Source organism: Bacillaceae bacterium S4-13-56 (genome assembly GCA_040191315.1).
GTDB lineage: Bacteria > Bacillota > Bacilli > Bacillales > JAWJLM01 > JAWJLM01.
In genome coordinates this window covers 57,521-83,121 of record JAWJLM010000001.1, presented here as the reverse complement: position 1 = coordinate 83,121, position 25,601 = coordinate 57,521, and the positions used below count along the sequence as shown (strand labels likewise).

Sequence of the window (25,601 nt, the reverse complement as noted above, 5' to 3'; positions counted from 1 at the left end):
AAAAAATAACTAAAGGGTTGTAATTTAACTTTTCTATTTTATCATATTAAGAGAGCTACATAGAAGAATCTATGAATAGATTACAGAAAAGGAGTGAAATCATGACTTTAGATATGCAAAACCAAGAAAATTTATCCTTTATGATCCAAGAAATGGCAAAAAAATTACAAGTAGTAAACCGTTCCATCATGGACCCAAAGGACTACCCATTAAAAAACTACGAAGAGATTAAGAACTTATATGATATGATTCATGCTAAAGAGAACTTTAGTGTATCTGAAATCCAAGCTATTGTTGAGGAGTTAGGCAAATACCGAAGGAAATAAGGTTTAGAAAACAAAACGCTTTTCGCATCTTGAAAGGGCCTGAAAAAAATGTAACAAATAATAAAAAGATGATTCCTCATTTATTTCCAGGAATCATCTTTTTATTTGAACGTTTTGCGCTCAAGTTCATCCAGCTTCTGGCACCTAAATAAAAGGAAACATCAGTCAGTGACCGTCCCCCATTGATTGTTAGCACCCAAGGAAAGTGAATAGCAAACAAATCATAGAATCGGCACTAAGAACTAAAAGAGTGTCACTTAAAACCTGCTCTTTTAGCACTTGAAATTATGAAACCGTCTCTAAACGTATGAAACGTCACCCAATAACTTTTCATAGCACTCAAACGGATTAAGAGGACATAATTTAACCATACAGAATAGGAAACTGGTTTAATAGTTTTAAAGCGGTTTATCGCGGTTTTGTCCTAGCTCATTTTTCTAGTACTTTTTTAATGCCTCATGGGCTGCTTTTTGCTCTGCTTCTTTTTTAGTCCTCCCGATACCTATACCAGCCACTGAATTTGAGATGATGACATGGGCAACAAATTCTCGATTATGAGCAGGGCCTCTCTCCTCTGTGATTTCATATTCAATGGTGCCATTCTTTACTTTTTGAACAACTTCCTGAAGTTGACTTTTGTAATCCATCGCATGAGAAAAAGCACCTTTTTTGATCTTAGGATAAACAAATTGCTTAAGAAACTGAACAACAACCTCATATCCCTGGTCTAGATATATTGCCCCGATAAAGGCCTCAAACACGTCTGCTAGTAACGCTGGACGTTGCCGACCCCCTGTAATTTCTTCTCCCTTTCCTAGAAGAATCAGTTTTTCAAATTGAAGGTCATGAGCTAAATGCACTAAAGAAGCTTCGCAAACAATGGCTGCTCTATATTTAGTTAATTCACCTTCACTCATTTTAGGAAAGTTTTTATATAAATAATCGGAGATTGTAAGCTCTAGAACCGCATCTCCTAAAAACTCGAGACGCTCATTGTCCTCAAAAGGCTGTTTTCGATGCTCATTCACATATGATGAATGGGTAAATGCTTGTTTTAACAAATCCGGATTTTGGAATGTTATACCAATCTTTTGTTGAAAGTTATCGAAGTTCACTTATATCCACCATTTTCTATATGTTTTAGAATAGGAGAAATCTCGCAGCCTTTAGACTACGAGATTTTTAGAACAGATAAAAAAGTTATCCACTTCCCTATCTTCCAAAAATGCTATTATTAACCGCGGCTGTTTATGTAATTCACAGCATCTCCAACGGTATTAATTTTTTCAGCATCATCATCAGAAATTTCCATATCAAATTCATCTTCTAGTTCCATTACTAACTCAACTACGTCAAGGGAGTCAGCCTCTAGGTCTTCCTTAAAGGAAGCCTCCATTATCACCTTTGCTTCATCAACATCTAAGCGGTCAATAATAATTTGTTTTACGCGGTCAAATACGTCTGCCATATCATGTCACCTCCCTTCAAGTATGTCTATCGCTATTTACGATTTTACTTAAAAATGGTCCCTTTCGTCTAGAGTGAATCTACATGACCATCCCGCCATCTACATGAATAACCTGACCAGTGATATAATTAGCATCTGGACTTGCTAAAAACCGGACGACTTTGGCAACGTCTTCACCTTCGCCCAGCCGAGAAAGTGGGATATGATGAAGCATTTCTTTTTGTTGTTCTTCTGTTAATTGATCCGTCATATCAGTCTTTATAAACCCAGGCGCTACAGCATTGACAAGGATATTCCTTGGAGCTAATTCCTTGGCATTGGATTTTGTCATACCAATGACGCCTGCTTTAGCAGCGACATAATTCGCCTGTCCCGGGTTCCCTATCACACCCACTACGGATGCAATGTTGATAATACGGCCCTTCTTTTGTTTCATCATTTGCCTAGTAACCGCTTTTGTTGTAAGAAATACTCCCTTTAAATTTGTTTCAATCACTTGATCAAATTCTTCGGTTTTCATGCGCATTAGTAAATTGTCTCTGGTAATGCCTGCGTTATTGACAAGTATATCTAATTGACCAAAAGTGTCAATCGTCTCTTTAACCATAGCTTTTACATCTTCTTCATTGGATACATTTGCTTTTATTTTTAAAGCTTCTTGTCCCATTGCCTTAATTTCAGTAACAACTTCCTCTGCTCTTTGCTCACTTCCCGAATAATTCACAACAACCTTTGCACCATTTTTGGCTAGTTCTAACGCAATTGCACGCCCAATACCTCTTGAGGCACCTGTAACAAGTGCGACTTGTCCTAGTAGCATGTTAGTCCTCCTTGTACCAGTTTATAAATTCATTTAAGCTATCTGTGTCTTGGACAGAAAAAGTCTTCATTCGTCTTTCTACTTTTCGCACAAGACCACTTAATACCTTCCCACTACCGACTTCGACTATTGCATCTACGTCCATATCGAGAATGGAACGAATGGTTTCCTCCCATTGAACAGGAGAATATAATTGTCTTTCCAAAGCATCTTGAAGTTCTTCTTTCTTTGATGATGCATTTGCTGAAACATTCATCACAACAGGAACATTTGAATCTTGGAATTTAATGTTTTGAAGAACTTCTGAAAATGATTCACTTGCTGGCTTCATGAGTCTTGAGTGAAAGGGGCCACTAACATTTAATTCAATGACACGTTTAGCACCCTTGTCTTTAAGAAATTCTGAAGCTCGTTGAACCCCCTGTTTCGTACCTGATATAACAATTTGCCCAGGACAATTATAATTTGCTATATCTACAATCTCTTCGCCAGCATTTATCTGTTCAAGAGTTGTCTGAATTTCTTCAGCATTTAACCCCAGCACCGCTGCCATAGCCCCTTTTCCAGAAGGGAAAGCTTTCTCCATTAACTTTCCTCGTTCATGTACCAATGGCAAAGCCTCTTCAAATGATATGGCTCCAGCTGCAACCATCGCACTGTATTCTCCCAAACTATGCCCCGCCGTAACAGTTGCTTGGACACCTTGGGCCTCAAGTTCTCTCAATATCCCAATACTTGTTAATAATAAGGCTGGTTGAGCATTTTCCGTCTTTGTCAGTTCCTCTTCCGGCCCATTAAACATTAAATCTAATATAGGATAGCCTAAGAGGTTCTCGCCAACATGAAAACAATCCTTAACACGATCATATGTATGAAAAACATCCTTTCCCATTCCTATGACCTGTGAACCTTGGCCAGGAAAGACAAGGGCAACTTTTTTCATATTACTCCTCCTTTGATGTTTGTTGAATGGCTTTTTCTATTGTAGCCACAACATTTTGATCAACCATCTCAATGGCTTGCTTTATAGCACTAACAATAGCCTTTGCATTAGATGATCCATGAGCCTTAATCACTGGCGCTGAAAGTCCAAATAAACCCGCACCACCGTATTCAGAGTAATCTAATTGATTTTTTAAAGCTTTTAAATCATTCTTGACTACGGCTGCTGCAATCTTAGTTTTCAGGGATGACATAAAGGTAGTTTTTATCATTGAAAACATTGATAAAGCTGTTCCCTCAATGGTTTTAAGAGTCACGTTCCCTGTAAATCCGTCGGTAACTACAACATCTGCAGCCCCTTGCAATAAATCTCGGGCTTCTACATTTCCCACGAAGTTGATCGGTGCTTCTTGTAGAATGTAAAAAGACTTCTTCGTTAAATCGTTTCCTTTCCCTGACTCAGTTCCCACATTTAAAAGACCTATTTTAGGACGATCAATCCCACGTACTTTTTCAGCGTAAATGGATCCCATAACAGCATATTGGAGAAGATGTTGAGGTTTAGCATCAACATTCGCACCAACATCTAGCAGAAGAAATCCTTTACCATCTATTGTTGGCAAGGTAGGGGAAAGGGCCGGACGTTCAATTCCTGAAATTCTTCCTACAACAAATAGACCCGCACTCATAAGGGCTCCTGTATTTCCTGCAGAAATACAAGCATCTGCCCGTCCCTCTTTGACTTCTTTTGCCATTAATACCATAGAAGCGTCTTTTTTCCTTCTAACGGCACGCACTGGCTCATCCTCAGATGTGATCACTTCATTTGTATGTACCACTTTTATACGATTTGTCTCCGTTAGGTAAAGTTTAATCTTCTCTTCGTTCCCAAATAAAGTAATTTCTATATTTGGAAACTGTTTCACCGCTTCTATGGCTCCAAGTACAATGGCTTTTGGAGCATTGTCTCCTCCCATAGCATCGATTGCTATTTTCATGATTTTCATTCTCCTTTTCGTTGGTTTGAACGATACATTTCAAATTCACCTGAAAAAACAAGTTCATTTTCAACAAAGGTAGAAACTTTCACTGTTGTTCGACCCTTTACTGAATCATGTCCAACCACTTGTGCCTTTGCCACTACCCGCTCTCCTTTTTTAACTTGACGGGTAAAATGGATCGTTGCACTTCTTGTTAAGGCAAGCTCGTCATTAATGACAGCAACTGCTAAAGAATTGGCTTGTGCAAACAAATGGTGACCACGAGCAATGAAATTACGTGAAAATACATGCTCTTCTTTAATATCTAATATGGACAGGGCCTGTTTATCTAACTCCAAGTCCACAATTTCCCCAATAACTTCTTCAATTGGAAGTGCCTTAACCGTTTCATTCCATTGATTGGTTGCGACAGACTTAATTCTTTCTCTTAATTCGGGTATAGCTAATTCCATACGATCTAAACGAATTGTTTGGATACTAACATCAAATCTTGCAGCAAGCTCATCATCTGTAATAAATGGGGATTCCTTAATTGTTTCCATTAGTTTTTCTTGGCGTTCTTTCTTTTTTTGTCTCATCCATCGACACCATCCAAATATTGCAATATATCATATCGTATTTTATATTTTTAAGACTAGGTACTAATAGTAATATATAATACCAGTTAAAATTATGCAACCATCCTATTAGTCCAAAATCTCACCTTGAAAGATAGGGTCTTGCTCTACTATCTTTTTTAAATTTATAAATTCTTCCGTTTCTAAGAGCCCAGACTCAATCACCTGTTGAGCATCTTTTCTTGCCGTTTCAAGGGCGCGATAATCATGGACTAGATCGGCTACTTTAAAATCAGGCAGCCCAGATTGTTTTTTTCCAAAAAAGTCTCCCGGCCCCCTTAGCTTTAAATCAAATTCTGATAGTTCAAACCCATCGGTAGTTTGTGTCATAACTTGCATTCGCTCTTTCCCTACATCAGTCTTGGGATCGGCTAGAAGAATACAATAAGACTGTTCTTTCCCTCTTCCTACTCTTCCGCGCAGCTGATGGAGTTGGGCTAGACCAAAACGCTCCGCATCATAAATCATCATCACTGTGGCATTAGGAACGTTCACACCGACTTCTACTACAGTTGTTGAAACCAAAACCTGAACATTATTTTTCGTATACTCTCTCATTACATTTTCTTTTTCCTCATTACTAAGTCTTCCATGCATCAGTCCAACTTGATAAACTGGAGAAAAATAAGCCGTTAGCTGTTGATAGACATCTAATACATTTTGGATATCCAATTTCTCGCTTTCCTCAATTAAAGGACAAATAACATACGCCTGGTGTCCTTTTTTCACTTCTTCCTCTATAAAGTGAAGGACTCTGGATATCATTTGTTCTTTTGCCCAATAGGTCTTAACAGGCTTCCTCCCTACAGGCATTTGATCAATGGTAGAAACATCCATGTCACCAAATGCTGTTATAGATAACGTTCTTGGAATTGGTGTTGCTGTCATAAATAAAACATCGGGAACTAAGCCCTTTTCTCGCAAAATTCTTCTTTGCTGAACTCCAAAACGATGCTGCTCGTCAACAACAACAAAACCTAGCTTTGAATATTCAATTTCATCTTGAATGAGGGCATGGGTACCAACAATTACATCTGCCTGATTATTCTTAATCAACTCTACTATTTCTCTTCTTTTCTTCCCTTTTATAGACCCAGTTAAAAGAACAACTTTTACGTGATTATTAAAAAGCTCGGATAAAGATTGATAATGTTGTTCTGCAAGAACTTCAGTAGGAACCATTATGGCACTTTGGTATCCAGACAAATGAACGGCATATACAGAAAGGGCAGCAACTATGGTCTTCCCAGAACCAACATCCCCTTGTAACAAACGATTCATTCGAAATGGACTTTTTAAATCCAAAAGAATTTCTCTAGATGATTGTTTTTGAGCATCTGTAAGTTCAAAGGGTAATTGATCAACGAATTCTTGGAGTGAGAACTTGTCCCAATTTTTAGTATTCCCTTTTGTTGCTTCCTTTTTCTTTTTTCGAAGTAATTGCATTTTTAATTGAAAAATGAACAACTCCTCAAAGACAAACCTTCTTCTCGCATGTTTTAAAGCAAAATGATTTTCTGGAAAGTGCATAGTATGTAGTGCTTGAAAAAGGGTAGGTAATTTATATTGTTTTAAATACCGTTTTGGAATATATTCCTCAAGGGAACCATTGCTGAATGATAGAGCTGAGCTTATCCACCTCTTCAAGCGCTGCAATTTAATATCACCTCTTAAAGGATAAACGGGTTGAATAGGTTGGAGGTGCTTTGCTTTTCCTTTATGGTATTGACTGACAGTAACTTGGAGTTTCCTTTGGTCCCACTTTCCAGTTACAGTAATCCAATCTCCTGGTTGCAATTGATCTTTCGCAAAAGCACGATTGAATAGAACAGCTTTCACAATCATATTTTCAACCTCTAAGGTTAATGTTAGTTTCGATTTTCTTCTACCATAAAAAACAAGGGAAGGTGGATAAATCACCTTTCCCTCTATGGTTGCTCTTTCATCGTGTTGCAATTCTGATAATGATTTGACTTCATAGGTTTCATAGCGAAAAGGAAAGTAATATAGCAAATCTTCTACAGATTCAATACCAATTCCTTGCAAACTTTCTTTTACTTTCTCACCGACACCCGGTAGTTGTTCAACAGGTGTTTTGTTCACTTTAATCCCCCATTCTTGGGATACCATAAATTTTAGCTTCTAGTTCTTTTCCTGTTGGTGTTGCAGCTAAACCACCTAATGCAGTCTCTCGTAGGGAAACTGGCATCGTTTGACCAATTTTATACATTGCATCAATTACTTCATCACAAGGTATACGACTTGTCACTCCAGCTAAAGCCATGTCTGCAGCAACAATTGCATTTGATGCTCCCATAGCGTTTCTTTTTACACAAGGGACTTCTACTAAGCCTGCCACTGGGTCACATACTAATCCAAGCATATTTTTTAACGTGATAGCCATTGCATCTGCACTTTGTTGAGGTGTTCCTCCTGCCATTTCCACAATCGCAGCTGAAGCCATTCCAGCAGCAGAACCAACTTCAGCTTGACAGCCCCCTGCTGCTCCAGAAATGGACGCATTATTTGCTATTACATACCCAAATGCACCTGAAGTAAACAAATATCTGATCATCTGTTCTCTCGTTGGATTCAGTCTATTTTTAACGGCAAATAGCGTACCAGGCACACAACCAGCACTCCCTGCGGTTGGTGTGGCACAAATGGTTCCCATGGCAGCATTTACTTCGTTCGTTGCTACTGCTTTACTCACCGCATCAAGCAATAGATATCCTGATAGTGGTTCGTGGTTTTTCATATAGTTCTGAATGAGTACAGCATCTCCCCCAGTTAGACCGGAATGAGACCTTACTCCTTGTAAACCGTCCTCTACAGCCTTCTCCATGACTTGTAAATTGTGGTCCATTTGTTCCATTAAATCTTCTCTTGATCTTTCAGAAATCTTCATTTCTTGCCTAATCATAATTTCTGAAATCGGTATATTTTCTTTTTCGGCTAATTCTACTAATTCTTTAACATTTCGAAACAACATGTTTGCACCATCCCCCTCGTTGTTATTACTCTGCGATGCGAGCTACTTGTAAAATATGATCTGCTTTATGGAGTTCTTGAAGAATCTCTTCTCCAATATTTTGATCAACCTCTATAACCATTAAAGCTTCCTTGCCAATTTCTTTTCGTGAAACTTCCATATGGCCAATATTAATTTCATGTTTTGCTAAGATTTGAGTTATGGAGGCAATTGCACCATAACGGTCGTTGTGCATGACTATGATAGCAGGATGGTTTCCTGATAGACGTAAGGGAAAACCATTTAATTCTGTGATCTCAATTTTTCCTCCACCTATAGAGATTCCTACTATCTCCAGTGTTCCCTGATCATCTCCTATTGTGACCCTTGCAGTATTAGGATGATCAGTAACGGCATCTTCTTCAAAGAACTTAATATTCATTCCCAAACGATTGGCAATCTCTAAAGACTCGGAAATTCTTGGATCAAAAGTATCAAAGTCTAATAATCCCCCAATGATTGCAACATCTGTTCCATGACCACGATAGGTTTTTGCAAAAGAACCATACAAATGAATATGTGCCCATTTAGGTTCCCGGTTAAATAAGTCCCTAGCCACTCTACCTATTCGGGCGGCACCTGCTGTATGTGAGCTTGAAGGACCAATCATGACGGGACCGATAATATCAAAAACGGAACGGTATTTCATTTTACCATCACCTTTCTTATCTGCGATGACTAAATAATACGGATACATTATAACATAATCACCCTATAAGTAGAGACCAGGACTTAATAACTTATCCTTTTGGGGCTTATTCATGGGGGTTGGGAGGTGGGGGTTGATGGTATTGAGGGGTGGTGAGGGGTGTGAGCATTAGATTGAAGTTTTGAGCTTAAACGGAGAATATTGAGCTTATGGATTAAAAGTTGAGCATAGGAATGAAAATGTCGCGCTTAAAACCTTGATTTTTGAGCATAACCCCTACGGTTTCCGAGCATAAAAGATGAAAATAGCGCATAAACAAAATAGTTTGAGCTTATAGAAAGAATAATGAGCATACGCTTCATACATTCTTTTCATGCACTTAATAAAAAGCAAAAAAGATGATTCCACAATTTTGAGGAATCATCTTTTATTTCACTTTTTCTTAAATTAATTAACTTTTGTCGTATTATTCTACTGCAAAAATAAACGTATAGATTGGTTGATTTCCTTTGTGAACCTCTATTTCAATATCCTCATAGTTTTCTTCAATAAAAGCTTCAATTTCTTCTACATCCTCATCTGAAGCGTCTTGGCCTTGAAGGATTGTTAAAATTTCATCCTCATCTTCATCGATCATTTCTTGTAACAATGAGTGAGTTGCTTCAATAATATTAGGTTTTGAAACCTTAATTTTTCCATCGACTAGCCCCATGAAATGATCTTTTTCAATGGTAATTCCATCGATTTGAGTATCACGAACAGCATATGTGATTTGTCCTGTTTTTACAGAAGACGCCGCTTCTTTCATTGCCTCTGTATTTTCCTCCAACGACTGATTTGGATGGAAAGAAAGAATAGCACTCATTCCTTGTGGAACTGAGGTTGTAGGCACAACCACGACATTTTCTTCCGCTAATTTCGCCGCTTGCTCTGCCGCCATAACTATATTTTTATTATTAGGAAGAACAATGATTTTTTTTGCGTTACACTCATTGATAGCATTTGAAATGTCCTGAGTACTCGGGTTCATCGTTTGACCGCCCTCAATCACAACCGTTGCGCCAAGGCTTAAGAATAACTGCTTTATTCCATCGCCCATAGCTACAGTTACAATCCCTAATTCAGCTTTTTCTTTTGGTGTAACTTCTTTTTTCTTGTCCCTCTTCCCAACGATAGATTCATGTTGTTCACGCATATTGTCGATCTTAATACGGATCAAGCTTCCAAATTGTTGAGCGTAATTCATAACTTCCCCTGGATGTTCTGCATGAATATGAATTTTTACAACCTCTTCATCAGATACAACTAGCAAAGAATCTCCATGCTCACTTAGCTGATTTCTGAAAACTTGCTCATCAAATGGATTTTCTGCAAGCTTTTCATCCTCGAACTTAACCATAAACTCAGTGCAATAGCCAAACTCTATGTCTTCTGTATTCATAAAGTCTTGTGAAACTTTATGATGTTCTGCATTCACTAGATCTTCCATATCAGGTTGTGCTTCTGATGATTGCGGAAGGTCCTCCCCCTTAAGGGATGCTAAGAAGCCTTCATAAATAGTTACTAACCCTTGGCCACCACTATCAACTACTCCTACTTCCTTGAGCACTGGTAGTAAGTCTGGAGTTCTTTTCAAAGAAGCTTTTGATTCTTTTAAAACTGATTCAAGAAATGGGATAAAGTCGGTTTCTTTTTTCGCCGCAGATACTGCATGTTTAGCTGTATCTTTAGCAACAGTTAAAATTGTACCTTCCACTGGTTTCATAACAGCTTTATATGCAGTAGTTACTCCACCTTCTAAGGCATTAGCAAAGTCTTTTGTTGTTATGGTTTCTTTATTCTCTAGTACCTTGGCAAAGCCTCTAAATAACTGTGACAGAATAACCCCAGAGTTTCCCCTTGCGCCCATCAGTAATCCTTTAGCAAGTGCTTGACCTACTTTACCTACGTGATCATCACTTATTGTTTTTACTTCATTTGCTCCAGAAGTCATTGAAAGATTCATATTCGTTCCTGTATCTCCATCTGGAACGGGAAATACATTCAGTGCATCAATCATTTTCGATTGATTAGACAAATGTGTTGCACCAGCTAAGATCATTTCTGCAAAAGTTGTTCCATTTAACGTTCGAATCGTCACTAAGATTTCCTCCTTCACTACACTTACTACAGCATCAATTAAGTTTCGTTAGATACTCTAACACCCTGTATAAAAATATTCACAGAATTAACTGATAAACCGACTGTTTTATCTAATGTATATTTCACTTGAGATTGTACATTGTGAGCAACCTCCGAGATTTTCGTCCCATAACTGACTATGATATACATGTCAATATGCAATTCATCTCCATCTTGACGTACTACGACACCCTTGGAGTAATTCTCTTTACGAAGAATTTCAGCGATCCCATCTTTTACATGGTTCTTAGAAGCCATTCCAACAATTCCATAACATTCAACTGCGGCACCACCAGCAATTGTAGCGATTACATCAGTGGAAATCTTTATTTGACCATAGCTTGTATTTAATTCAATGGACATCTTACATCCTCCTTTATTCTAGAAAGCATAACCTAATTTTACTATAAGGGAAGTCTTTTTTAAAGCAGGCACTTACAGTATGTATCCAAACCCCTTATTACAATGTACTTTTTTCCTTCATCTGTCAAGAGATTTTTCTTGATATATTTCTCCTGAACGATTGCATTCTTCACAAGGTTGTGATAAATTTAGTAAGTGTTTGCTAAGAAATTTAATGATAGAAAAAGGCAGTAGGAGGGATTTTTAATGAGCCGTAAATGTGTCGTCACAGGACGTAAAACTCGTTCAGGTAATGCGCGCTCCCACGCGATGAATGCGAATAAACGTAATTGGAAAGCGAACGTTCAAAAAGTGCGTATCATGGTTGATGGTAAGCCAAAACGTGTATACGTATCAGCACGCGCGTTGAAATCTGGTAAGATCGAACGCGCATAGTATAGAATAATGAAAACGAAAAACTATACATGGAAAAGCTACAATTCAAAAATGATTGTAGCTTTTTTCATGGAAAAATAAAACCTCACTGAAGGTCTACTCCAATGAGGCGTCCAGAGTGAGTGGTAGCTCACAGTTCTAATCGTTCGTTAATCCTTTTTAAAGGTAGAGATGATTGCTCGAACAAAACCACCTAGAAACCTTGGCAGTTTGATGGTATAGAATTTCATGATTACCCCCTCCTCACATTCAATTACGCCTCATTAAATGATGGAGCCCTCATTTGATTCAGAAGATCTTCCCTATGCATCTCGGCTCTTTACAAGTAATAATATGCCGTTAGAGAATGAAAAAGTACCTTTTTCCTCAATAAGCTCATTTGAAATCGTACGACTTAGTCCCCAATGAACAGTCGCAGATTCCAATGGATAATAAAACCCTTCCAGTGATAGATTCATTACTGTTTCTGACAATGGTAGAAAGGAAAGTATGGGATATTCTTCTTCATAAAAAACTTCATACTTTCCAGGTAGATGGCAGGTGATCTTGTTTTGAGAGTCATAGATAGAGGCTTGGATCCCTTTTTGAACAAAGGTATATAACATTTGTACATTTATCATTGTATGATCAAAACGACCACCAGTGACTCCAAAAAGCAGGACTTCTGTAGGCTTTTTACTTAAGGCATAATAAATCGCTAATTCTAAATCCGTCTCATTTTTTTCTTTAGGATAAGATTTTAAATCTTTAGCATTCTCTTCTATGTAATTCTTTTCCACCTGTGAAACAGAATCAAAATCACCAATGGCCAAGTCTAACGGCACATTCTGTTGTGTAATAGTTACTGCTCCACCATCTGCCCCAATCCAGTAATCTACATTCTTTTCAAATTTTTTTAGTGAGGGAATATTATCCTTAGGTGCCCCGCCCACAATAGCAACTCTGTACATTATACGAACCCACCTCGTAGATCATGAATATTTTCTAGAAAAAACGTTCCAATTATAGACTAAAAAAAAGATTAGTCTTTATCAAAAAAATGATAAAGAGGATTCCTTTACTCTGAGGAATCATCTTATGACATTAGACTTATCGGCACATAAAGTGAAACTTCATGCTTATGCGTTCCGGATGGCTTGGATTGCTTCTTTTCTATTTTTCATATTAAAAATAGAACTTCCAGCAACGAGAACGTCAGCACCTGCTTCTACACATTGCCTCGCAGTTTGAGGATTTACTCCCCCATCTACTTCGATTTCATAGGAAAAAGAGTATTCTTGTTTCCACTCTTTTAATTTTTTAATTTTGGATAAGGAGGATGGAATAAAGCTCTGACCTCCAAAACCAGGATTTACAGACATAATAAGGACTAAGTCAACTTCTTCCAATATAGGAAAAAGAAGATCAACAGGTGTTGCTGGATTAATAACAACACCAGCCTTTATATCCAACTGTTTAATAAGTTGTATAGTTCTGTGTAGATGGATGCATGCCTCTTGGTGAACGGAAATGATAGAGGCTCCAGCTTTTGCAAAATCAGGAATATATTGATCTGGATTCTCTATCATAAGATGAACATCTAAAGGTAAAGTTGTAATGGGCTTAATTGCCTCCACAACTAGTGGACCAATGGTTATGTTCGGAACAAAGTGTCCGTCCATCGCATCAACATGTATATAATCAGCACTGCCTTGTTCAACATCGTTAATCTCATCACCTAAGCGGGCAAAATCGGCCGACAAAATGGATGGTGCAATTTTAACCATAAATTAGTACCTCGGCTTTCTATTTTTTATTTCCTCTGCAATTTGGAGATAGCTATCATAACGATAGGATGGGATTTGATTTGTATCAACAGCTTCTTTTACTGCACATCTTGGCTCATTCAAATGAAGGCACCCTCTGAATTTACAGCTATTTTGCCTTTTTACCATTTCAGGGAAACAGGAAGATAACTCTTCAAGTTCTATCTCAGTCAGGTCCAGTGAGCTAAATCCAGGTGTATCTGCCACCAATCCACCATTCATTTCGATTAACTCGATATGACGTGTTGTATGCTTCCCTCTTCCTAAACTATGAGATATATCGTTCGTCTCAATATTAAGGTCTGGGTGAATCGCATTTAGAAGAGAAGATTTACCAACACCCGATTGTCCTGCAATTACTGAAGTCTTATCTTGGAACAAGGGAAGAACCTCGTGAATTCCTCCTTCATTCTTTGAAGAACCAGCCACTACTTCGTATCCCAAATTCTTGTAATCCTCTATATAACTCGCTACTAACTCTTCCTGTTTTTCTTTGACAAGGTCCATTTTAGTTACACAAATGGCTGGTTCAATATGTTTAGATTCTACAAGAACAAGAAATCGATCAAGTAAAAAAGGGTGAAAATCAGGTTCTGCTGCGGAAACAACAATAATGGCCTGATCCACATTCGCTACTGGTGGACGTTTCAGCTCATTTTTACGCTGTTTTATATCAAGGATATACCCTTCATTAGGGTTGCTTTCTTCAAATTCAATTTCATCTCCAACAAGAGGAGTAATTTTTCGTTTCCGAAAAACCCCTCTTCCTCTACATTGAAAGATTTGATTCCCTGACTTCACGTAATAAAAACCGCTTAACGCTTTGATTATTTTTCCAGTAGGCATTACGGTTGATCACCCTTTTCGTATGGCACTGTTTCTTGATAATATATTTCCCCGTCAAGCATCACTTTGTATTCCGCTTCTGAATCAGGAGCAATTAATAAGGTTATTGTATAATCCGTGTCTTCCATAATCACAAATTCATCAGCTACCTGTGTTATGTCACGATTCATATCTTGGATATATATCATTACTTGTTGAGCCCCTTTTTCCTCATCCATATTAATGAATATTGGAACTTCTACATTCTGTGGTGGTAAATCTTCAAGTCCCTGCGAAAAGATTACGGCAATTATAGAACCTTTTTCTTTCTCTACTAAAGCTGTTGGATCTTGAGAAATTACTTTACCTTCTTCTATAGTATCCGAGTAATCATATTTCATATCGACGGTGAAATTATCTCCAATGGATTGAAGGACTTCTTCCTCAGTCATTCCAATCAAATTGGGAACTTTAATTTTATCTGGCCCTAGACTAACAATAAATTTCACTTCGGTTTCTCCAGGCACGACCTCTTCCCCTGCTGCAGGTTCTTGCTCTAATATTACTCCTACTGGATCATCAGAGTATTGGTCTTCCTTGTTTACAGTCCAACCATCCCGTTCTAATATAGCTTTAACTTGATCATAATCTTCTCCAATATAATCCTTAAATTCAACTTTTTCTTCTCCTAAACTTGAGTAAACAGTGATTTCTGCTCCTTTTTTTACGGTAGACCCTGTTTTAGGAATTGTACGAATTACCTTACCTTCCTCTATATCCTCGGAGTTTTCCGTTTCTTGATTCACTTTAAGCCCCAATTCCGTTAACTCATTTAGCACGTCCTCATAGTCTTCTCCAACTACATCAGGAATTTGAACTTCTTCAGTCTTTAACAAATCAGGTAAAATAAAAATGGCTGTCAATGCTGCTAGAAATAGAACACCAAAGATAGAAGCAATCCATATGGTTGCCTTTCTCTTCCCGGATTTATCGGATTTTGAACTAGTTTGTCCTTTATGTACAATCGTATCCTTCGTGTGATCCTTTTCTCTGAAGGTATCATTCGTAATGATTGGAATAGCCTTCGTTACTTCATCTCCATCATCTGGAATGAAAAATTTCTGTTCATTTCTCCTAGACTCATCTAAAGCAGTTGCTAAATCCTCTCCCATTTCCTGAATACTGTCATATCGATGGAAAGGATCTTTAGCTGTTGCTTTTAACACTACATTTTCCACACTTTGAGGGATGTCCGGATTCCATCTTCTTAATGAAGGAGTTTCACTTTGTAAATGTTTTAAAGCAATCGATACGGCTGATTGACCAGAAAAAGGCAATCGACCACTAAGTAATTCAAACAAAACAATTCCTAAAGAATAAATATCTGATTTTTTTGTCGCCATTCCTCCACGTGCTTGCTCTGGTGATAAATAATGAACAGAACCAAGAACAGAATTTGTGTGTGTAATGGTAGTCGCACTAAGTGCCATCGCAATACCAAAGTCTGTCACTTTTACATGATTTGAATGGTCAATTAGAATATTTTGTGGCTTTAGATCTCGATGAACAATATGATTTGCATGAGCATGAGTAATAGCCGAGATGATCTGCTGCATGATATCCAAAGATTCTTCCACTTCTAGTGGCCCATATTTTTGGATATATTTCTTTAAGGTCATCCCCGGAACATATTCCATAACGATATAGTAGATATCATCTTCTTCTCCAACATCAAAAATATTTACGATGTTAGGATGAGAAAGACTTATAGCAGACTGGGCTTCCCGACGAAAGCGATTAATAAATTCCTCGTCATTGGAATATTCTAGCCTAAGAACTTTAATAGCTACATCTCTATCTAAGATTAAATCTCGAGCTAAATAGACATTAGCCATCCCTCCGCCACCGATTGCCTCGCGGATTTGATACCTATCACTTAGTCGCCTTCCTTCGAGCATTATGAATCACCTTCTTCCTTTGGGTGATCATAGTGAATGAGTGCAAGAGAAATATTATCCTCGCCACCTCTATCGTTTGCCAACTGAACTAAATTCTCAGCAGCTTGTTTTATATCCTGAGAGGTTACAAATTCAACTAATTCTTCATCACTTATTTTGTTCGTTAATCCGTCAGAGCATAAAAGCAACCTATCATTTGGATCCCATGACAGTGTTTTAATATCAATTCTTATTTCCTCTTCTGTCCCTAATGCTTTTAATAAAACATTTTTTCTAGGATGATGTTCAGCATCTTCCTTAGTAATTTGTCCAGAACGAACCAACTCATTAACTAAAGAATGGTCCTCTGTTATTTGTTTAAAACCATAAGAATTATTTAAGTAGCAACGACTGTCTCCAATATGAGCTACAGTAAAATAATCTTTCGTACAAATAGCGGCAACTACTGTTGTTCCCATACCTTTACAACTGTCATTTTCTAATGAATGTTGATACACTTTTTGATTGATCTCTATAAGCCGTTCACGTAGCCATTGCTCTGCCAGCTCTGAACCATTAATCAATGGTGCTTCATCCCAGCTGGATTGTAATAAGGAAGTAGCCATATGACTTGCAACGTCACCCGCAAGATGCCCACCCATACCATCAGCCACTACTACAAGCAACTGCTCATTTGAATTTATATAAACACCACCAGCATCTTCATTATGCGTCCGCACTTGACCTTGATCGGTTAAAAAGTAGCCTTTCATCCTGTCACCTCTTCTCCTCTTCGTTCTTCCTTTTGTCATCTAATAACGATGAGAAAATACAGCATTCGTTTTTCAAAAAATGTCATATTAGTCCAAATGAAAAGTTTTATACTTTCTTATTTGCCAAAAGTAGACAAAAATCCTGTTTTTTTAGTTACTTGGAAGAATTAATCTTTATCAATACGACCATAAAAAATCCATCGGAATGAAAATCCTGCGGGAAAATTTGCAGACCAGATTCAGATAAGCCTTTCCCTTTCTTCAATAGTGAAGGGATTTCTTTAATCCAGTTGGGATCTACTATGTACTCAGAGTGTTGTTCTAAAAATCTAGAGACAGTTCCTTCATTTTCTTGTCGGTCTACTGTACATGTACTGTACAGTAGAGTCCCCCCTACTTTTACTAATGGAGCAACTGCTTCCAATAACTCAAGCTGCACTTTTGAAAGCTGTCTTATATCTTCTTCACTTTTTTGATATTTAATTTCTGGTTTTCCTTTTATAACACCTAGGCCGGAACAGGGAGCATCCAGCAAGAGACGATCAATAGACTCAGGTTGGTGATGATCTTTTAATTGTCTACTATCTGATTGTTTTGCCCTTATGATGGATAATTGAAGCGTTTTAGCATTTTGCTCAATTTTCTTTACTTTTGATTGATGAAGATCATAGGCATATATAACACCCTCATCCTGCATTTGTTCAGCAATATGAGTGGCTTTCCCCCCTGGAGCTGCACATGCATCAACAACAGTCTCTCCTTTTATAGGCCTTAGAAAAGGAGCAACTAACATTGAACTCTCATCCTGCACTAACAGATACCCTTCTGTGAACAAAGGATGGTGTAGGACACTTCCATCTTCCACTCTTATTCCATAAGGAGAAAGTTCGCTTGCTTTAGCTTCAATTCCATCGTTCTTTAATTTTTCAATCACTTTCTCTCGATTCATGCGTAAGGTTTGAACTCGAAGAGAAAGCGAAGGCCTTCCCAAATTCTCAAAACACATCTCTTTGACTATTTCAAACCCGTATTGTTCGATCCACCTTTGAATTAGCCAAAGGGGATGACTTGTTTCAATAGATAAGCGTTCCATTGGGTCTGTCATTTGTTCAAGGGATGGAAAACCTTTCCGTTGTGCATTTCTCAAGATCCCGTTTACTAAAGAAGCAATCCCTTTATGCCCCTTTTTCTTTGCAATGGTAACCGCCTCATGAACTATAGCATGTTGAGGAACACGATCTAGGTAAATCATTTGGTAGATAGACATATAGAGCAACCATTGAACCCATGGCTCTAATTTTTTATTTTTCTGTAGAAATGGTTGTAAATAATAATCTAAAGTATTTCTCCTCTGTATTGTTCCATTAACGATTTCCGTAAGTAGACCCTTGTCTCGGGAGTCCATTCTATTTTTCTTCAATGTCTGGTCAATTAATAGATGGCTATATCCTGATTGAGTAGCTACACGCACCAAGATATCTAAAGCTAATTCACGAACGTTGGGAGAAGTCATGTCGAATCACCTAGTCTCATACCTTTTCGTATAAATTGCCCCGCTCCCCTTAAAAACTCTCCAGCTTCCATTCTTTTTTTTCCAGATGGTTGTAATTCGGTGATTAATATTCCCTTTTGGTCACCTGTTTGAACAATAAGCCCCTCATCTAGTACATCTACAATTTCACCAGGTTTCCCTTGGAAGGGGCCATTTACCTTTTGTCCCCACCAAACTTTCAAAACGGAACCATCTAAAATGGTAAAGGCTACTGGCCATGGATGAAGCCCACGGATGTGGTTATACACTTCTTCGTTGGTTTGTTTCCAATCGATTTTTTCTTGGTCTCGTTTTATGTTATAGGCAAAGGTTGCTTTTTCATCCTCTTGTGGAACAGGGGTTATATGACCTGAAATCAGGTTGGGAATCGTCTCAGATAAAAGGTCTGCTCCAGCAATGGATAATTTGTCATGTAAAGATCCTACATGATCTTCCTCCTCAATAGAGACCTTAACTTGTGATAATATATCTCCTGCGTCTAATTCCTTTACCATATACATGATAGAGACGCCCGTTTCTTTTTTCCCTTGCAGGATCGCATAGTGTATGGGAGCGCCTCCCCTAAGTTCTGGCAGGAATGATGCATGGACATTGATGCATCCATAGGTTGGTGCCTTCAGTATTTCTTCAGGCAAAATTTGTCCAAAGGCAGCCGTTACTATTAAGTCTGGTTTATAATCCAAAATTTCTTTATAATTATTTCTTATTTTTTCCGGTTGTAGGACTGGTATCCCATTTTTCTCCGCTTCTACTTTCACAGGTGGTGGGGTTAAAATCTTTTTTCTTCCCTTTGGTCGATCAGGCTGTGTTACAACTGCACAGACATTATACCCATCAGCAAGCAAACGTTGAAGTATTGGTACAGAAAAATCTGGAGTCCCCATAAAGATAACTTTCATGATTGACCTCCTTAAGATCTACATCATTTGATAAGGTTGTAAATCAACGGTTATGATTAAATCCTTTTTTCTCATTTCCTCTTCAAAACGTTGAATCACTTTTCTCATTTTTCCCTCTAAATTGGGCTCATTTTTGTATTTTATCATGCATTGAAAACGATATCTATCCTTCACCCGTGATAAGGGGGAAGGGGTAGGTCCTAAGATTTTAGTAGTGTCCGATAAATGCTTTTGAAGTAAAAGAACGATTTCCTCCGTTTTTCTTTGAGCATATATTTGATTCTTGTGAGATACCGTGATTAAGGCCAAGAAATAGTAAGGAGGATATTCCACCAATTTTCGTACTTGCATTTCTTTTAGAAAGTAAGACAAATAATCATGTTGACTTGCCAATTCTATACTATAATGTTCTGGATTATAAGATTGAATGATGACTTCTCCAGGAAGGTCGTGTCTCCCGGCCCTTCCAGACACTTGAGTAAGAAGTTGAAAAGTTTTCTCCGAGGCTCTAAAATCCGGAAGATGAAGGGACAAATCTGCAGCTAGAACTCCTACTAAAGTAACTTTTTTAAAATCTAAACCTTTAGCGATCATTTGGGTTCCTAGTAATATATCTGCTTCCTCATTTCCGAACTTTGTGAGCAACTTCTCGTGAGCTCCTTTTCTTCTAGTTGTATCAACATCCATACGGATGACACGAGCATGTGGTAACTGTTGATAAAGTGCCTCTTCGACTTTCTCCGTACCAGTACCAAAAAAACGAATTTGCTCTTCTTGGCATGAGGGACATTTTTGTGGCATTCGCTCTTCATAACCACAATAATGACATTTCAATTGTGAGTTTTCCCGATGAAAGGTTAGAGAAATGTCACAATGAGGGCATTCTAATGTATGACCACAATCTCTACACATTACGAAGGTGGAATACCCTCTTCGGTTTAAAAACAAGACAATTTGTTCTCTCTTTTGAATACGATCCTTCATTTTTTCCATAAGAGAGCGAGAAAACATGGTCCGATTCCCCTGGTGAAGCTCATCTCTCATATCAATAATTTCTACTGCCGGCATTTGTTGATCATTCATACGTTTAGATAATGTAAGTAAGCGATAGACACCTTTTTTAGCTCTAGCATACGATTCCATTAACGGAGTTGCACTTCCTAGTACAACTGGACATTTGTGATAAGAGGCTCTTTCGATAGCTACATCCCTAGCATGATAACGGGGATGATCTTCTTGCTTATAGGTCCCCTCATGTTCTTCGTCTAAAATGATGAGACCAATATTATCAAATGGAGCAAAAATGGCTGATCGCGCCCCAACCACTACCTTCACTTCTTTTTTCTGAATTTTTCTCCATTCATCATATTTTTCTCCATCAGAGAGAGCACTATGTAAAACCGCAACATAAGGACCAAATCTACCTTTAAATCTTTCTACCATTAACGGAGTTAAAGCAATTTCTGGAACGAGAACAATTGCTTCTTTTCCTTTGTCGATCACCATTTGGATAGACTGCAAATAAACCTCCGTTTTTCCTGATCCTGTTACTCCATGTAGCAGGAAGGTTTCACTTTGATTTTCTTGAATGGCTTGTTTTATGGGAATAATCACCGTTTCCTGTTCCTGTGTTAAAACAAAAGGTTGAGTTTGTTCGAACTCTCTACCTTCATAGGGATCTCGGTAAATTTCCTCTTTTTTTTCCTTCAATAAACCTTTTTCTACTAATGATTTGATGGTTGATCTTGTTGTATGGTTTGCATTTTGGACCTCTTGATAGGAAACCCTCTCCTTTTGTTGCAAAAACCATGATAAAATCTTTTTTTGCTTACTAGCTTGAGAAGGAAGGCTTTCTATTTCTTCTAAAATAACGTCTTGTTCTTTTGCTAGAGAGAGAACCGTAATATGCTTTTTCGTTTCTTTTCGATAGACATTGTGTTTCACATCGATTAATCCCTTTTGGATACACCTTTGAAGCAAGGAATAAGAAACTTTTGCCTCATCAACATCTTTCATGGTTATGACCTCTCGATGAAGAAATAGAGGTTTTAATTCCTCTGGTAACTGTTCAAAATCAGCGGCCAACCAAAATTCTTTTTCATATTTTGCTTTAAACACTTTCGGAAGCATCGCTTGATAAGCTGATATTTGAAAGCATAACGTTTTTTCAGATAGCCATTTACCAAGGGACAAAAGCTCTTCAGTTAATACTGGAATAAAATCTAATACTTCTTCGACATGTTTTAGTCGATCAAAGTCCGAATGGTCAGTGATTTCTATCACAAAACCTAGAAGCCTTCTTCCTGCAAAGGGTACAACTACTCGAACACCCGGGCTAACAATGCCATTTAACTTTTCGGGTACAAAATAATCAAACGTCCTATCTGTTTGATCGACTGGGACATCCACAATTACTTTTGCAACTTTCAAAATCTCACTTCCTCAAAGTCTTGAACAATCAATTCGATCATTTTTTTGGCTATAACGTTTTTGGATGCCTTTTCCATCTCTATTTGTTTTCCGCTTTTTGTGATAAAAGTAATGACATTGGTATCCTTACCAAAACCAGCACCCTCATCTTTTACATTGTTGATCGCAATAGCATCCAAATTTTTACGATCAAGCTTGTCTCTTCCATATTCAACTGCCTTTTGTGTTTCTGCAGCAAATCCAACTAAATACTGATCTTTCTTTTTTTGTCCAAGAGTTGCCAGTATATCTGTCGTTCTCTCTAACTCAATAGATAAATAATCTGATTTCTTTTTTATTTTTTCATCCTCAATTATTTTTGGTCTATAATCTGCAACAGCTGCTGACTTGATTACAATATCGCTGGAATCATAATGTTCAAGAACTTGCTTAAGCATGTCCTGTGCAGTAATCACTGAAATGCATTTTACATTGTTAGGACATTGTAAGCTTGTCGGACCTGTTATAAGCGTTACATTTGCTCCAGCTTTATAAGCTTCCTCCGCAAGAGCATACCCCATTTTCCCAGAAGAATGATTCGTGAAATAACGGACAGGGTCTAAACTTTCTTGAGTAGGACCAGCGGTTATCAAAACTTTTTTTCCTTTTAGAGTAGCTTCTGAACGGAGTTGTTGCTCCAGCACATCTATAATAGTTTCGGGCTCTTCTAACCTCCCTTTTCCTACATATCCACATGCTAAATAACCTTCGCCGGGCTCAATGAAAGAATAACCATATTCTTCTAGGGTCTTCATATTTTTCTTTACAGCTGGATGATCATACATATGGACATTCATCGCAGGTGCTATATAAACAGGAGCCTGTGTGGCTAACATAACAGTACTTAACATATCATCGGCAATCCCGTTGGCTAGCTTTCCTATCACATTTGCAGTGGCTGGTGCTAATAACACCAAATCAGCCCAATCGGCTATATCAATATGAGCAATTTTGGATGGGTCTTTTTCATCAAAAGTATCAACAAAAACAGGTTGCCTTGATAAAGCTTGAAAAGTAAGTGGTGTAACAAACTCTTGCGCCGATTCAGTCATCACCACTTTAACTTGAGCCCCTCTTTGAACTAAACGGCTTGTTAATGTACATGCCTTATAGACAGCAATTCCTCCAGATACACCTAGGATAATTTTTTTTCCAGTTAGCATGTCCTACTCCCCTTAGCTATATTTTCGAACTCCTATATCTCCCCTTATTATACACGTATTCAAGAAAGCAATATGTGAGGTTTAAATGAGAAAAGCTCGCCAAATTGGCGAGCCTCTTAGGCGGAAATACAGATTACTTTATTGAAAAAATATTACTAACTACTCCTGTACATCTGATGTATACTTTAATTTATCTTGGTAAATTTCTTCCAAAGCCTTACCTACAAATTTATGGGATTTTGGATTACTAATTAGTAAATCACCATTTTCCTGCATTTCACGTGCGCGTTTAGCTGACAACGTCACAAGAGTATATTTTGAATGGATTTTCTCAAGTAATGAATCAATAGAAGGTTCTAACATCATAAATTATTCACACTCCAATACTTTTTTATATGATTGTGCAATCCGTTCACGTTTACAATGTTCACTTTTAACAATCGCTTTAACCATTTCAACTGCATGATCTATTTTATCATTAATAACTACATAATCATACGCATCCATCATTTTAATTTCTCGTTTTGCCTCATTTAAACGATTTTGAACAATTTCATCGGTCTCTGTTCCTCTGCTAATAATACGGTTTTTTAATTCTTCCAGACTAGGAGGAATAAGGAAAATAAAAACTCCCTCTTTAAAATTTTTTCTCACTTGAAGTGCACCATTCACTTCAATTTCAAGAAAAACATCTTTCCCTTCATCTAATGTTTTTTGGACATAGTCTTTTGGAGTACCATAATAATTTCCTACAAATTCTGCCCACTCTAACATTTTTCCATCTCTAATCAATTGTTCAAATTCTTCTTTGCTTTTATAGAAGTAGTCTATTCCATCTTGTTCTCCTTGTCTTGGTTGTCTAGTTGTCATAGAAATGGAATAGTGGAGATTGTTGGATTGCTCAAACAATGCTTTCCTCACTGTTCCTTTCCCAACACCAGATGGTCCAGAAAGGACAAAAAGGATTCCTTTTTCTTCATTCACTGTATATAATCCTACCCTTCTTCAGGAATATCATCATGACTTAAGACACGTTGTCCAACAGTTTCTGGTTGAACTGCAGACAATACAACATGATCACTGTCTGTAATAATGACAGCTCTCGTTCTACGCCCATAGGTCGCATCTACAAGTTTATTATTTTCCCGAGCTACCGTAATAATTCTTTTAATAGGAGCTGACTCTGGAGAAACGATTGATATGATTCGATTCGCAGAAACAACATTCCCAAATCCAATGTTAATTAACTTTATACTCATGCAAGATCCTCCTCAACCTATGAACCATAACTCTCTCTTTAGATTAATTATCCTTAAATTATAAAAGCAACTATCATTTAACACAAATTATTCAATATTCTGCACTTGTTCTTTCACTTTTTCTACTTCACTTTTTAATCCTACTACAAGTTGACTGATCTCCACATCGCTGGACTTAGAACCTATAGTATTCACTTCTCGGTGCATTTCTTGTACAATAAAATCTAATTTTCTTCCTATTGCATCTTTTGCATCGAGTGTATTTTCAAATTGCTGTATATGGCTAAATAGCCTTGTAATCTCTTCAGTAATATCTCCTTTTTCAGCTAAGAGAGCAACTTCTTGATAAATTCTTGAATCATCCTTTAGTTCTTCCTGTATGAAATCCCTTATTCTTTCTAAAATCCTTGTTCTATATTGCTCTATGACAAGGTCACGTCTTTGTTCAATTTTTTCACCCAATGCTTTTATTTGTTTTAGACGCCCAATCACATCATTTTTAAGGTTTAATCCTTCTTTGATTCTCATATCCTGCAGTTGATGTAAAGACTGTTCAAGAGCTTCTAGAATTTTTTGCTGCATTTCATCCTGCCCTTGCTCTTGTTCTTGAACATTGAATACTCCATCAATTTGAAGTAATGTTGACAAAGAAACTTTTTTTTCAAGTTGATACCGAGTGGAAGCTTTTTCAAGAGCTTGTATATATTGATCCATTAATCCCCAATCCACCTGGAGTTTACGATCAACCGTTCCTTCTCCTTCTAGTGTTATAAATACATCCACTCTGCCGCGCTTTAAAAAGGTTTGAATCTTTTTCTTCATTCGATCTTCCAAAAACATTAAAAAGCGAGGCATTTTTATGGATACATCTAAAAAACGATGATTAACAGTCTTCACTTCTATTGTGATTTGTATGTTATCGAGCATGACTTCAGTTCTTCCATATCCAGTCATACTTACAACCATTTAGATCACATCCGTTTCTTCCCTACTTATAACCTGTAACCTATCATACCAAAAAACAGAATAAGAAAGGAACTAAAAAGTAAATTATTAGAGACCTCTCACGACTTTTATACCCTTTTT

27 protein-coding genes are annotated in these 25,601 nt (G+C 37.5%); 2 read left to right on the top strand and 25 right to left on the bottom strand.

All coding sequences use genetic code 11. The features are described from left to right. The first annotated feature begins 101 nt into the window (after window positions 1-101). Window positions 102-326, top strand: coding sequence for a DUF1128 domain-containing protein (locus RZN25_00415; protein MEQ6375295.1), 225 nt, complete (start codon window positions 102-104; stop codon window positions 324-326). 437 nt (window positions 327-763) lie between these two features. Here the strand turns inward: RZN25_00415 and rnc are convergent, their stop codons facing one another. From rnc to RZN25_00360, 11 genes are all read right to left on the bottom strand, one after another. After that, window positions 764-1,441 carry a ribonuclease III gene (gene rnc / locus RZN25_00410; protein ID MEQ6375294.1) on the bottom strand — a complete coding sequence of 226 codons (678 nt, stop codon included), beginning with the start codon at window positions 1,439-1,441 and terminating at the stop codon, window positions 764-766. Window positions 1,442-1,560: 119 nt separating this feature from the next. Continuing rightward, the gene (acpP, locus tag RZN25_00405) at window positions 1,561-1,794 is read right to left on the bottom strand and encodes an acyl carrier protein (protein ID MEQ6375293.1); all 234 of its coding nucleotides are present in this window, start codon (window positions 1,792-1,794) and stop codon (window positions 1,561-1,563) included. 79 nt (window positions 1,795-1,873) lie between these two features. Then, window positions 1,874-2,614, bottom strand: a complete 741-nt coding sequence (gene fabG, locus RZN25_00400) for a 3-oxoacyl-[acyl-carrier-protein] reductase (protein MEQ6375292.1) — start codon at window positions 2,612-2,614, stop codon at window positions 1,874-1,876. 1 nt (window position 2,615) lies between these two features. Beyond that, the gene (fabD, locus tag RZN25_00395) at window positions 2,616-3,557 is read right to left on the bottom strand and encodes an ACP S-malonyltransferase (GenBank protein ID MEQ6375291.1); all 942 of its coding nucleotides are present in this window, start codon (window positions 3,555-3,557) and stop codon (window positions 2,616-2,618) included. Between the two features lies 1 nt (window position 3,558). After that, window positions 3,559-4,554: a phosphate acyltransferase PlsX gene (plsX, locus tag RZN25_00390; protein ID MEQ6375290.1), complete on the bottom strand. Its 996-nt coding sequence runs from the start codon at window positions 4,552-4,554 to the stop codon at window positions 3,559-3,561. A gap of 5 nt (window positions 4,555-4,559) precedes the next feature. After that, the gene (fapR, locus tag RZN25_00385) at window positions 4,560-5,135 is read right to left on the bottom strand and encodes a transcription factor FapR (GenBank protein ID MEQ6375289.1); all 576 of its coding nucleotides are present in this window, start codon (window positions 5,133-5,135) and stop codon (window positions 4,560-4,562) included. Between the two features lie 108 nt (window positions 5,136-5,243). Further along, window positions 5,244-7,277, bottom strand: a complete 2,034-nt coding sequence (recG, locus tag RZN25_00380) for an ATP-dependent DNA helicase RecG (GenBank protein MEQ6375288.1) — start codon at window positions 7,275-7,277, stop codon at window positions 5,244-5,246. Window position 7,278: 1 nt separating this feature from the next. Next, entirely contained in the window at window positions 7,279-8,163 is an 885-nt protein-coding gene (sdaAA, locus tag RZN25_00375) for an L-serine ammonia-lyase, iron-sulfur-dependent, subunit alpha (protein ID MEQ6375287.1), read from the bottom strand. 28 nt (window positions 8,164-8,191) lie between these two features. Next, window positions 8,192-8,854, bottom strand: coding sequence for an L-serine ammonia-lyase, iron-sulfur-dependent subunit beta (gene sdaAB, locus RZN25_00370; GenBank protein MEQ6375286.1), 663 nt, complete (start codon window positions 8,852-8,854; stop codon window positions 8,192-8,194). Window positions 8,855-9,320: 466 nt separating this feature from the next. Continuing rightward, window positions 9,321-10,994: a DAK2 domain-containing protein gene (locus RZN25_00365; GenBank protein MEQ6375285.1), complete on the bottom strand. Its 1,674-nt coding sequence runs from the start codon at window positions 10,992-10,994 to the stop codon at window positions 9,321-9,323. Window positions 10,995-11,032: 38 nt separating this feature from the next. Beyond that, a complete protein-coding gene (locus tag RZN25_00360) occupies window positions 11,033-11,398 on the bottom strand; it encodes an Asp23/Gls24 family envelope stress response protein (GenBank protein MEQ6375284.1) in 366 nt (121 codons plus the stop codon). 246 nt (window positions 11,399-11,644) lie between these two features. Between RZN25_00360 and rpmB the strand changes: the two genes are divergently transcribed. Beyond that, window positions 11,645-11,833 carry a 50S ribosomal protein L28 gene (gene rpmB / locus RZN25_00355; protein ID MEQ6375283.1) on the top strand — a complete coding sequence of 63 codons (189 nt, stop codon included), beginning with the start codon at window positions 11,645-11,647 and terminating at the stop codon, window positions 11,831-11,833. Between the two features lie 149 nt (window positions 11,834-11,982). On the opposite strand, the gene spoVM is transcribed toward rpmB, so the two are convergent. The 14 genes from spoVM to RZN25_00285 form a co-directional block, all read right to left on the bottom strand. Further along, window positions 11,983-12,063 (bottom strand): stage V sporulation protein SpoVM, encoded by an 81-nt coding sequence (spoVM, locus tag RZN25_00350; protein ID MEQ6375282.1) that lies wholly within the window; start codon window positions 12,061-12,063, stop codon window positions 11,983-11,985. A 72-nt stretch (window positions 12,064-12,135) separates the two neighbouring features. Continuing rightward, entirely contained in the window at window positions 12,136-12,783 is a 648-nt protein-coding gene (locus tag RZN25_00345) for a thiamine diphosphokinase (protein MEQ6375281.1), read from the bottom strand. A gap of 168 nt (window positions 12,784-12,951) precedes the next feature. Beyond that, window positions 12,952-13,599 (bottom strand): ribulose-phosphate 3-epimerase, encoded by a 648-nt coding sequence (gene rpe, locus RZN25_00340; protein ID MEQ6375280.1) that lies wholly within the window; start codon window positions 13,597-13,599, stop codon window positions 12,952-12,954. A 3-nt stretch (window positions 13,600-13,602) separates the two neighbouring features. Further along, entirely contained in the window at window positions 13,603-14,484 is an 882-nt protein-coding gene (gene rsgA, locus RZN25_00335) for a ribosome small subunit-dependent GTPase A (protein ID MEQ6375279.1), read from the bottom strand. After that, window positions 14,484-16,421, bottom strand: a complete 1,938-nt coding sequence (gene pknB, locus RZN25_00330; protein ID MEQ6375278.1) for a Stk1 family PASTA domain-containing Ser/Thr kinase — start codon at window positions 16,419-16,421, stop codon at window positions 14,484-14,486. Before pknB ends, rsgA begins: the two co-directional genes overlap by 1 nt. Then, window positions 16,421-17,173 (bottom strand): Stp1/IreP family PP2C-type Ser/Thr phosphatase, encoded by a 753-nt coding sequence (locus RZN25_00325; GenBank protein ID MEQ6375277.1) that lies wholly within the window; start codon window positions 17,171-17,173, stop codon window positions 16,421-16,423. The genes pknB and RZN25_00325 overlap by 1 nt, the downstream gene beginning before the upstream one ends. Window positions 17,174-17,327: 154 nt before the next feature. Continuing rightward, complete coding sequence (rsmB, locus tag RZN25_00320; GenBank protein MEQ6375276.1) at window positions 17,328-18,686, bottom strand: 16S rRNA (cytosine(967)-C(5))-methyltransferase RsmB; 1,359 nt, start codon at window positions 18,684-18,686, stop codon at window positions 17,328-17,330. Further along, the gene (gene fmt / locus RZN25_00315) at window positions 18,683-19,627 is read right to left on the bottom strand and encodes a methionyl-tRNA formyltransferase (protein ID MEQ6375275.1); all 945 of its coding nucleotides are present in this window, start codon (window positions 19,625-19,627) and stop codon (window positions 18,683-18,685) included. The genes rsmB and fmt overlap by 4 nt, the downstream gene beginning before the upstream one ends. Before the next feature lie 15 nt (window positions 19,628-19,642). Beyond that, the gene (priA, locus tag RZN25_00310) at window positions 19,643-22,054 is read right to left on the bottom strand and encodes a primosomal protein N' (protein MEQ6375274.1); all 2,412 of its coding nucleotides are present in this window, start codon (window positions 22,052-22,054) and stop codon (window positions 19,643-19,645) included. Then, window positions 22,051-23,256, bottom strand: coding sequence for a bifunctional phosphopantothenoylcysteine decarboxylase/phosphopantothenate--cysteine ligase CoaBC (gene coaBC / locus RZN25_00305; GenBank protein MEQ6375273.1), 1,206 nt, complete (start codon window positions 23,254-23,256; stop codon window positions 22,051-22,053). The genes priA and coaBC overlap by 4 nt, the downstream gene beginning before the upstream one ends. Before the next feature lie 159 nt (window positions 23,257-23,415). Then, window positions 23,416-23,619, bottom strand: a complete 204-nt coding sequence (rpoZ, locus tag RZN25_00300; protein MEQ6375272.1) for a DNA-directed RNA polymerase subunit omega — start codon at window positions 23,617-23,619, stop codon at window positions 23,416-23,418. Between the two features lie 6 nt (window positions 23,620-23,625). Next, complete coding sequence (gmk, locus tag RZN25_00295; protein MEQ6375271.1) at window positions 23,626-24,240, bottom strand: guanylate kinase; 615 nt, start codon at window positions 24,238-24,240, stop codon at window positions 23,626-23,628. Window positions 24,241-24,251: 11 nt separating this feature from the next. Continuing rightward, window positions 24,252-24,515, bottom strand: a complete 264-nt coding sequence (locus tag RZN25_00290) for a DUF370 domain-containing protein (GenBank protein MEQ6375270.1) — start codon at window positions 24,513-24,515, stop codon at window positions 24,252-24,254. 87 nt (window positions 24,516-24,602) lie between these two features. Then, entirely contained in the window at window positions 24,603-25,481 is an 879-nt protein-coding gene (locus tag RZN25_00285; GenBank protein ID MEQ6375269.1) for a YicC/YloC family endoribonuclease, read from the bottom strand. Between the last annotated feature and the right edge of the window lie 120 nt (window positions 25,482-25,601).

Coding starts and splice junctions, on each gene's coding strand:
- rpoZ (MEQ6375272.1), bottom strand. CDS start 23,619: ATGTTAGAACCTTCTATTGATTCATTACTTGAGAAAATCCATTCAAAA.
- RZN25_00415 (MEQ6375295.1), top strand. CDS start 102: ATGACTTTAGATATGCAAAACCAAGAAAATTTATCCTTTATGATCCAA.
- RZN25_00345 (MEQ6375281.1), bottom strand. CDS start 12,783: ATGTACAGAGTTGCTATTGTGGGCGGGGCACCTAAGGATAATATTCCC.
- RZN25_00290 (MEQ6375270.1), bottom strand. CDS start 24,515: ATGAGTATAAAGTTAATTAACATTGGATTTGGGAATGTTGTTTCTGCG.
- rsgA (MEQ6375279.1), bottom strand. CDS start 14,484: ATGCCTACTGGAAAAATAATCAAAGCGTTAAGCGGTTTTTATTACGTG.
- plsX (MEQ6375290.1), bottom strand. CDS start 4,554: ATGAAAATAGCAATCGATGCTATGGGAGGAGACAATGCTCCAAAAGCC.
- fabD (MEQ6375291.1), bottom strand. CDS start 3,557: ATGAAAAAAGTTGCCCTTGTCTTTCCTGGCCAAGGTTCACAGGTCATA.
- fabG (MEQ6375292.1), bottom strand. CDS start 2,614: ATGCTACTAGGACAAGTCGCACTTGTTACAGGTGCCTCAAGAGGTATT.
- rsmB (MEQ6375276.1), bottom strand. CDS start 18,686: ATGACTTCTCCCAACGTTCGTGAATTAGCTTTAGATATCTTGGTGCGT.
- RZN25_00325 (MEQ6375277.1), bottom strand. CDS start 17,173: ATGAAAGGCTACTTTTTAACCGATCAAGGTCAAGTGCGGACGCATAAT.
- coaBC (MEQ6375273.1), bottom strand. CDS start 23,256: ATGCTAACTGGAAAAAAAATTATCCTAGGTGTATCTGGAGGAATTGCT.
- pknB (MEQ6375278.1), bottom strand. CDS start 16,421: ATGCTCGAAGGAAGGCGACTAAGTGATAGGTATCAAATCCGCGAGGCA.
- RZN25_00360 (MEQ6375284.1), bottom strand. CDS start 11,398: ATGTCCATTGAATTAAATACAAGCTATGGTCAAATAAAGATTTCCACT.
- RZN25_00285 (MEQ6375269.1), bottom strand. CDS start 25,481: ATGGTTGTAAGTATGACTGGATATGGAAGAACTGAAGTCATGCTCGAT.
- rpe (MEQ6375280.1), bottom strand. CDS start 13,599: ATGGTTAAAATTGCACCATCCATTTTGTCGGCCGATTTTGCCCGCTTA.
- sdaAB (MEQ6375286.1), bottom strand. CDS start 8,854: ATGAAATACCGTTCCGTTTTTGATATTATCGGTCCCGTCATGATTGGT.
- rpmB (MEQ6375283.1), top strand. CDS start 11,645: ATGAGCCGTAAATGTGTCGTCACAGGACGTAAAACTCGTTCAGGTAAT.
- fapR (MEQ6375289.1), bottom strand. CDS start 5,135: ATGAGACAAAAAAAGAAAGAACGCCAAGAAAAACTAATGGAAACAATT.
- acpP (MEQ6375293.1), bottom strand. CDS start 1,794: ATGGCAGACGTATTTGACCGCGTAAAACAAATTATTATTGACCGCTTA.
- spoVM (MEQ6375282.1), bottom strand. CDS start 12,063: ATGAAATTCTATACCATCAAACTGCCAAGGTTTCTAGGTGGTTTTGTT.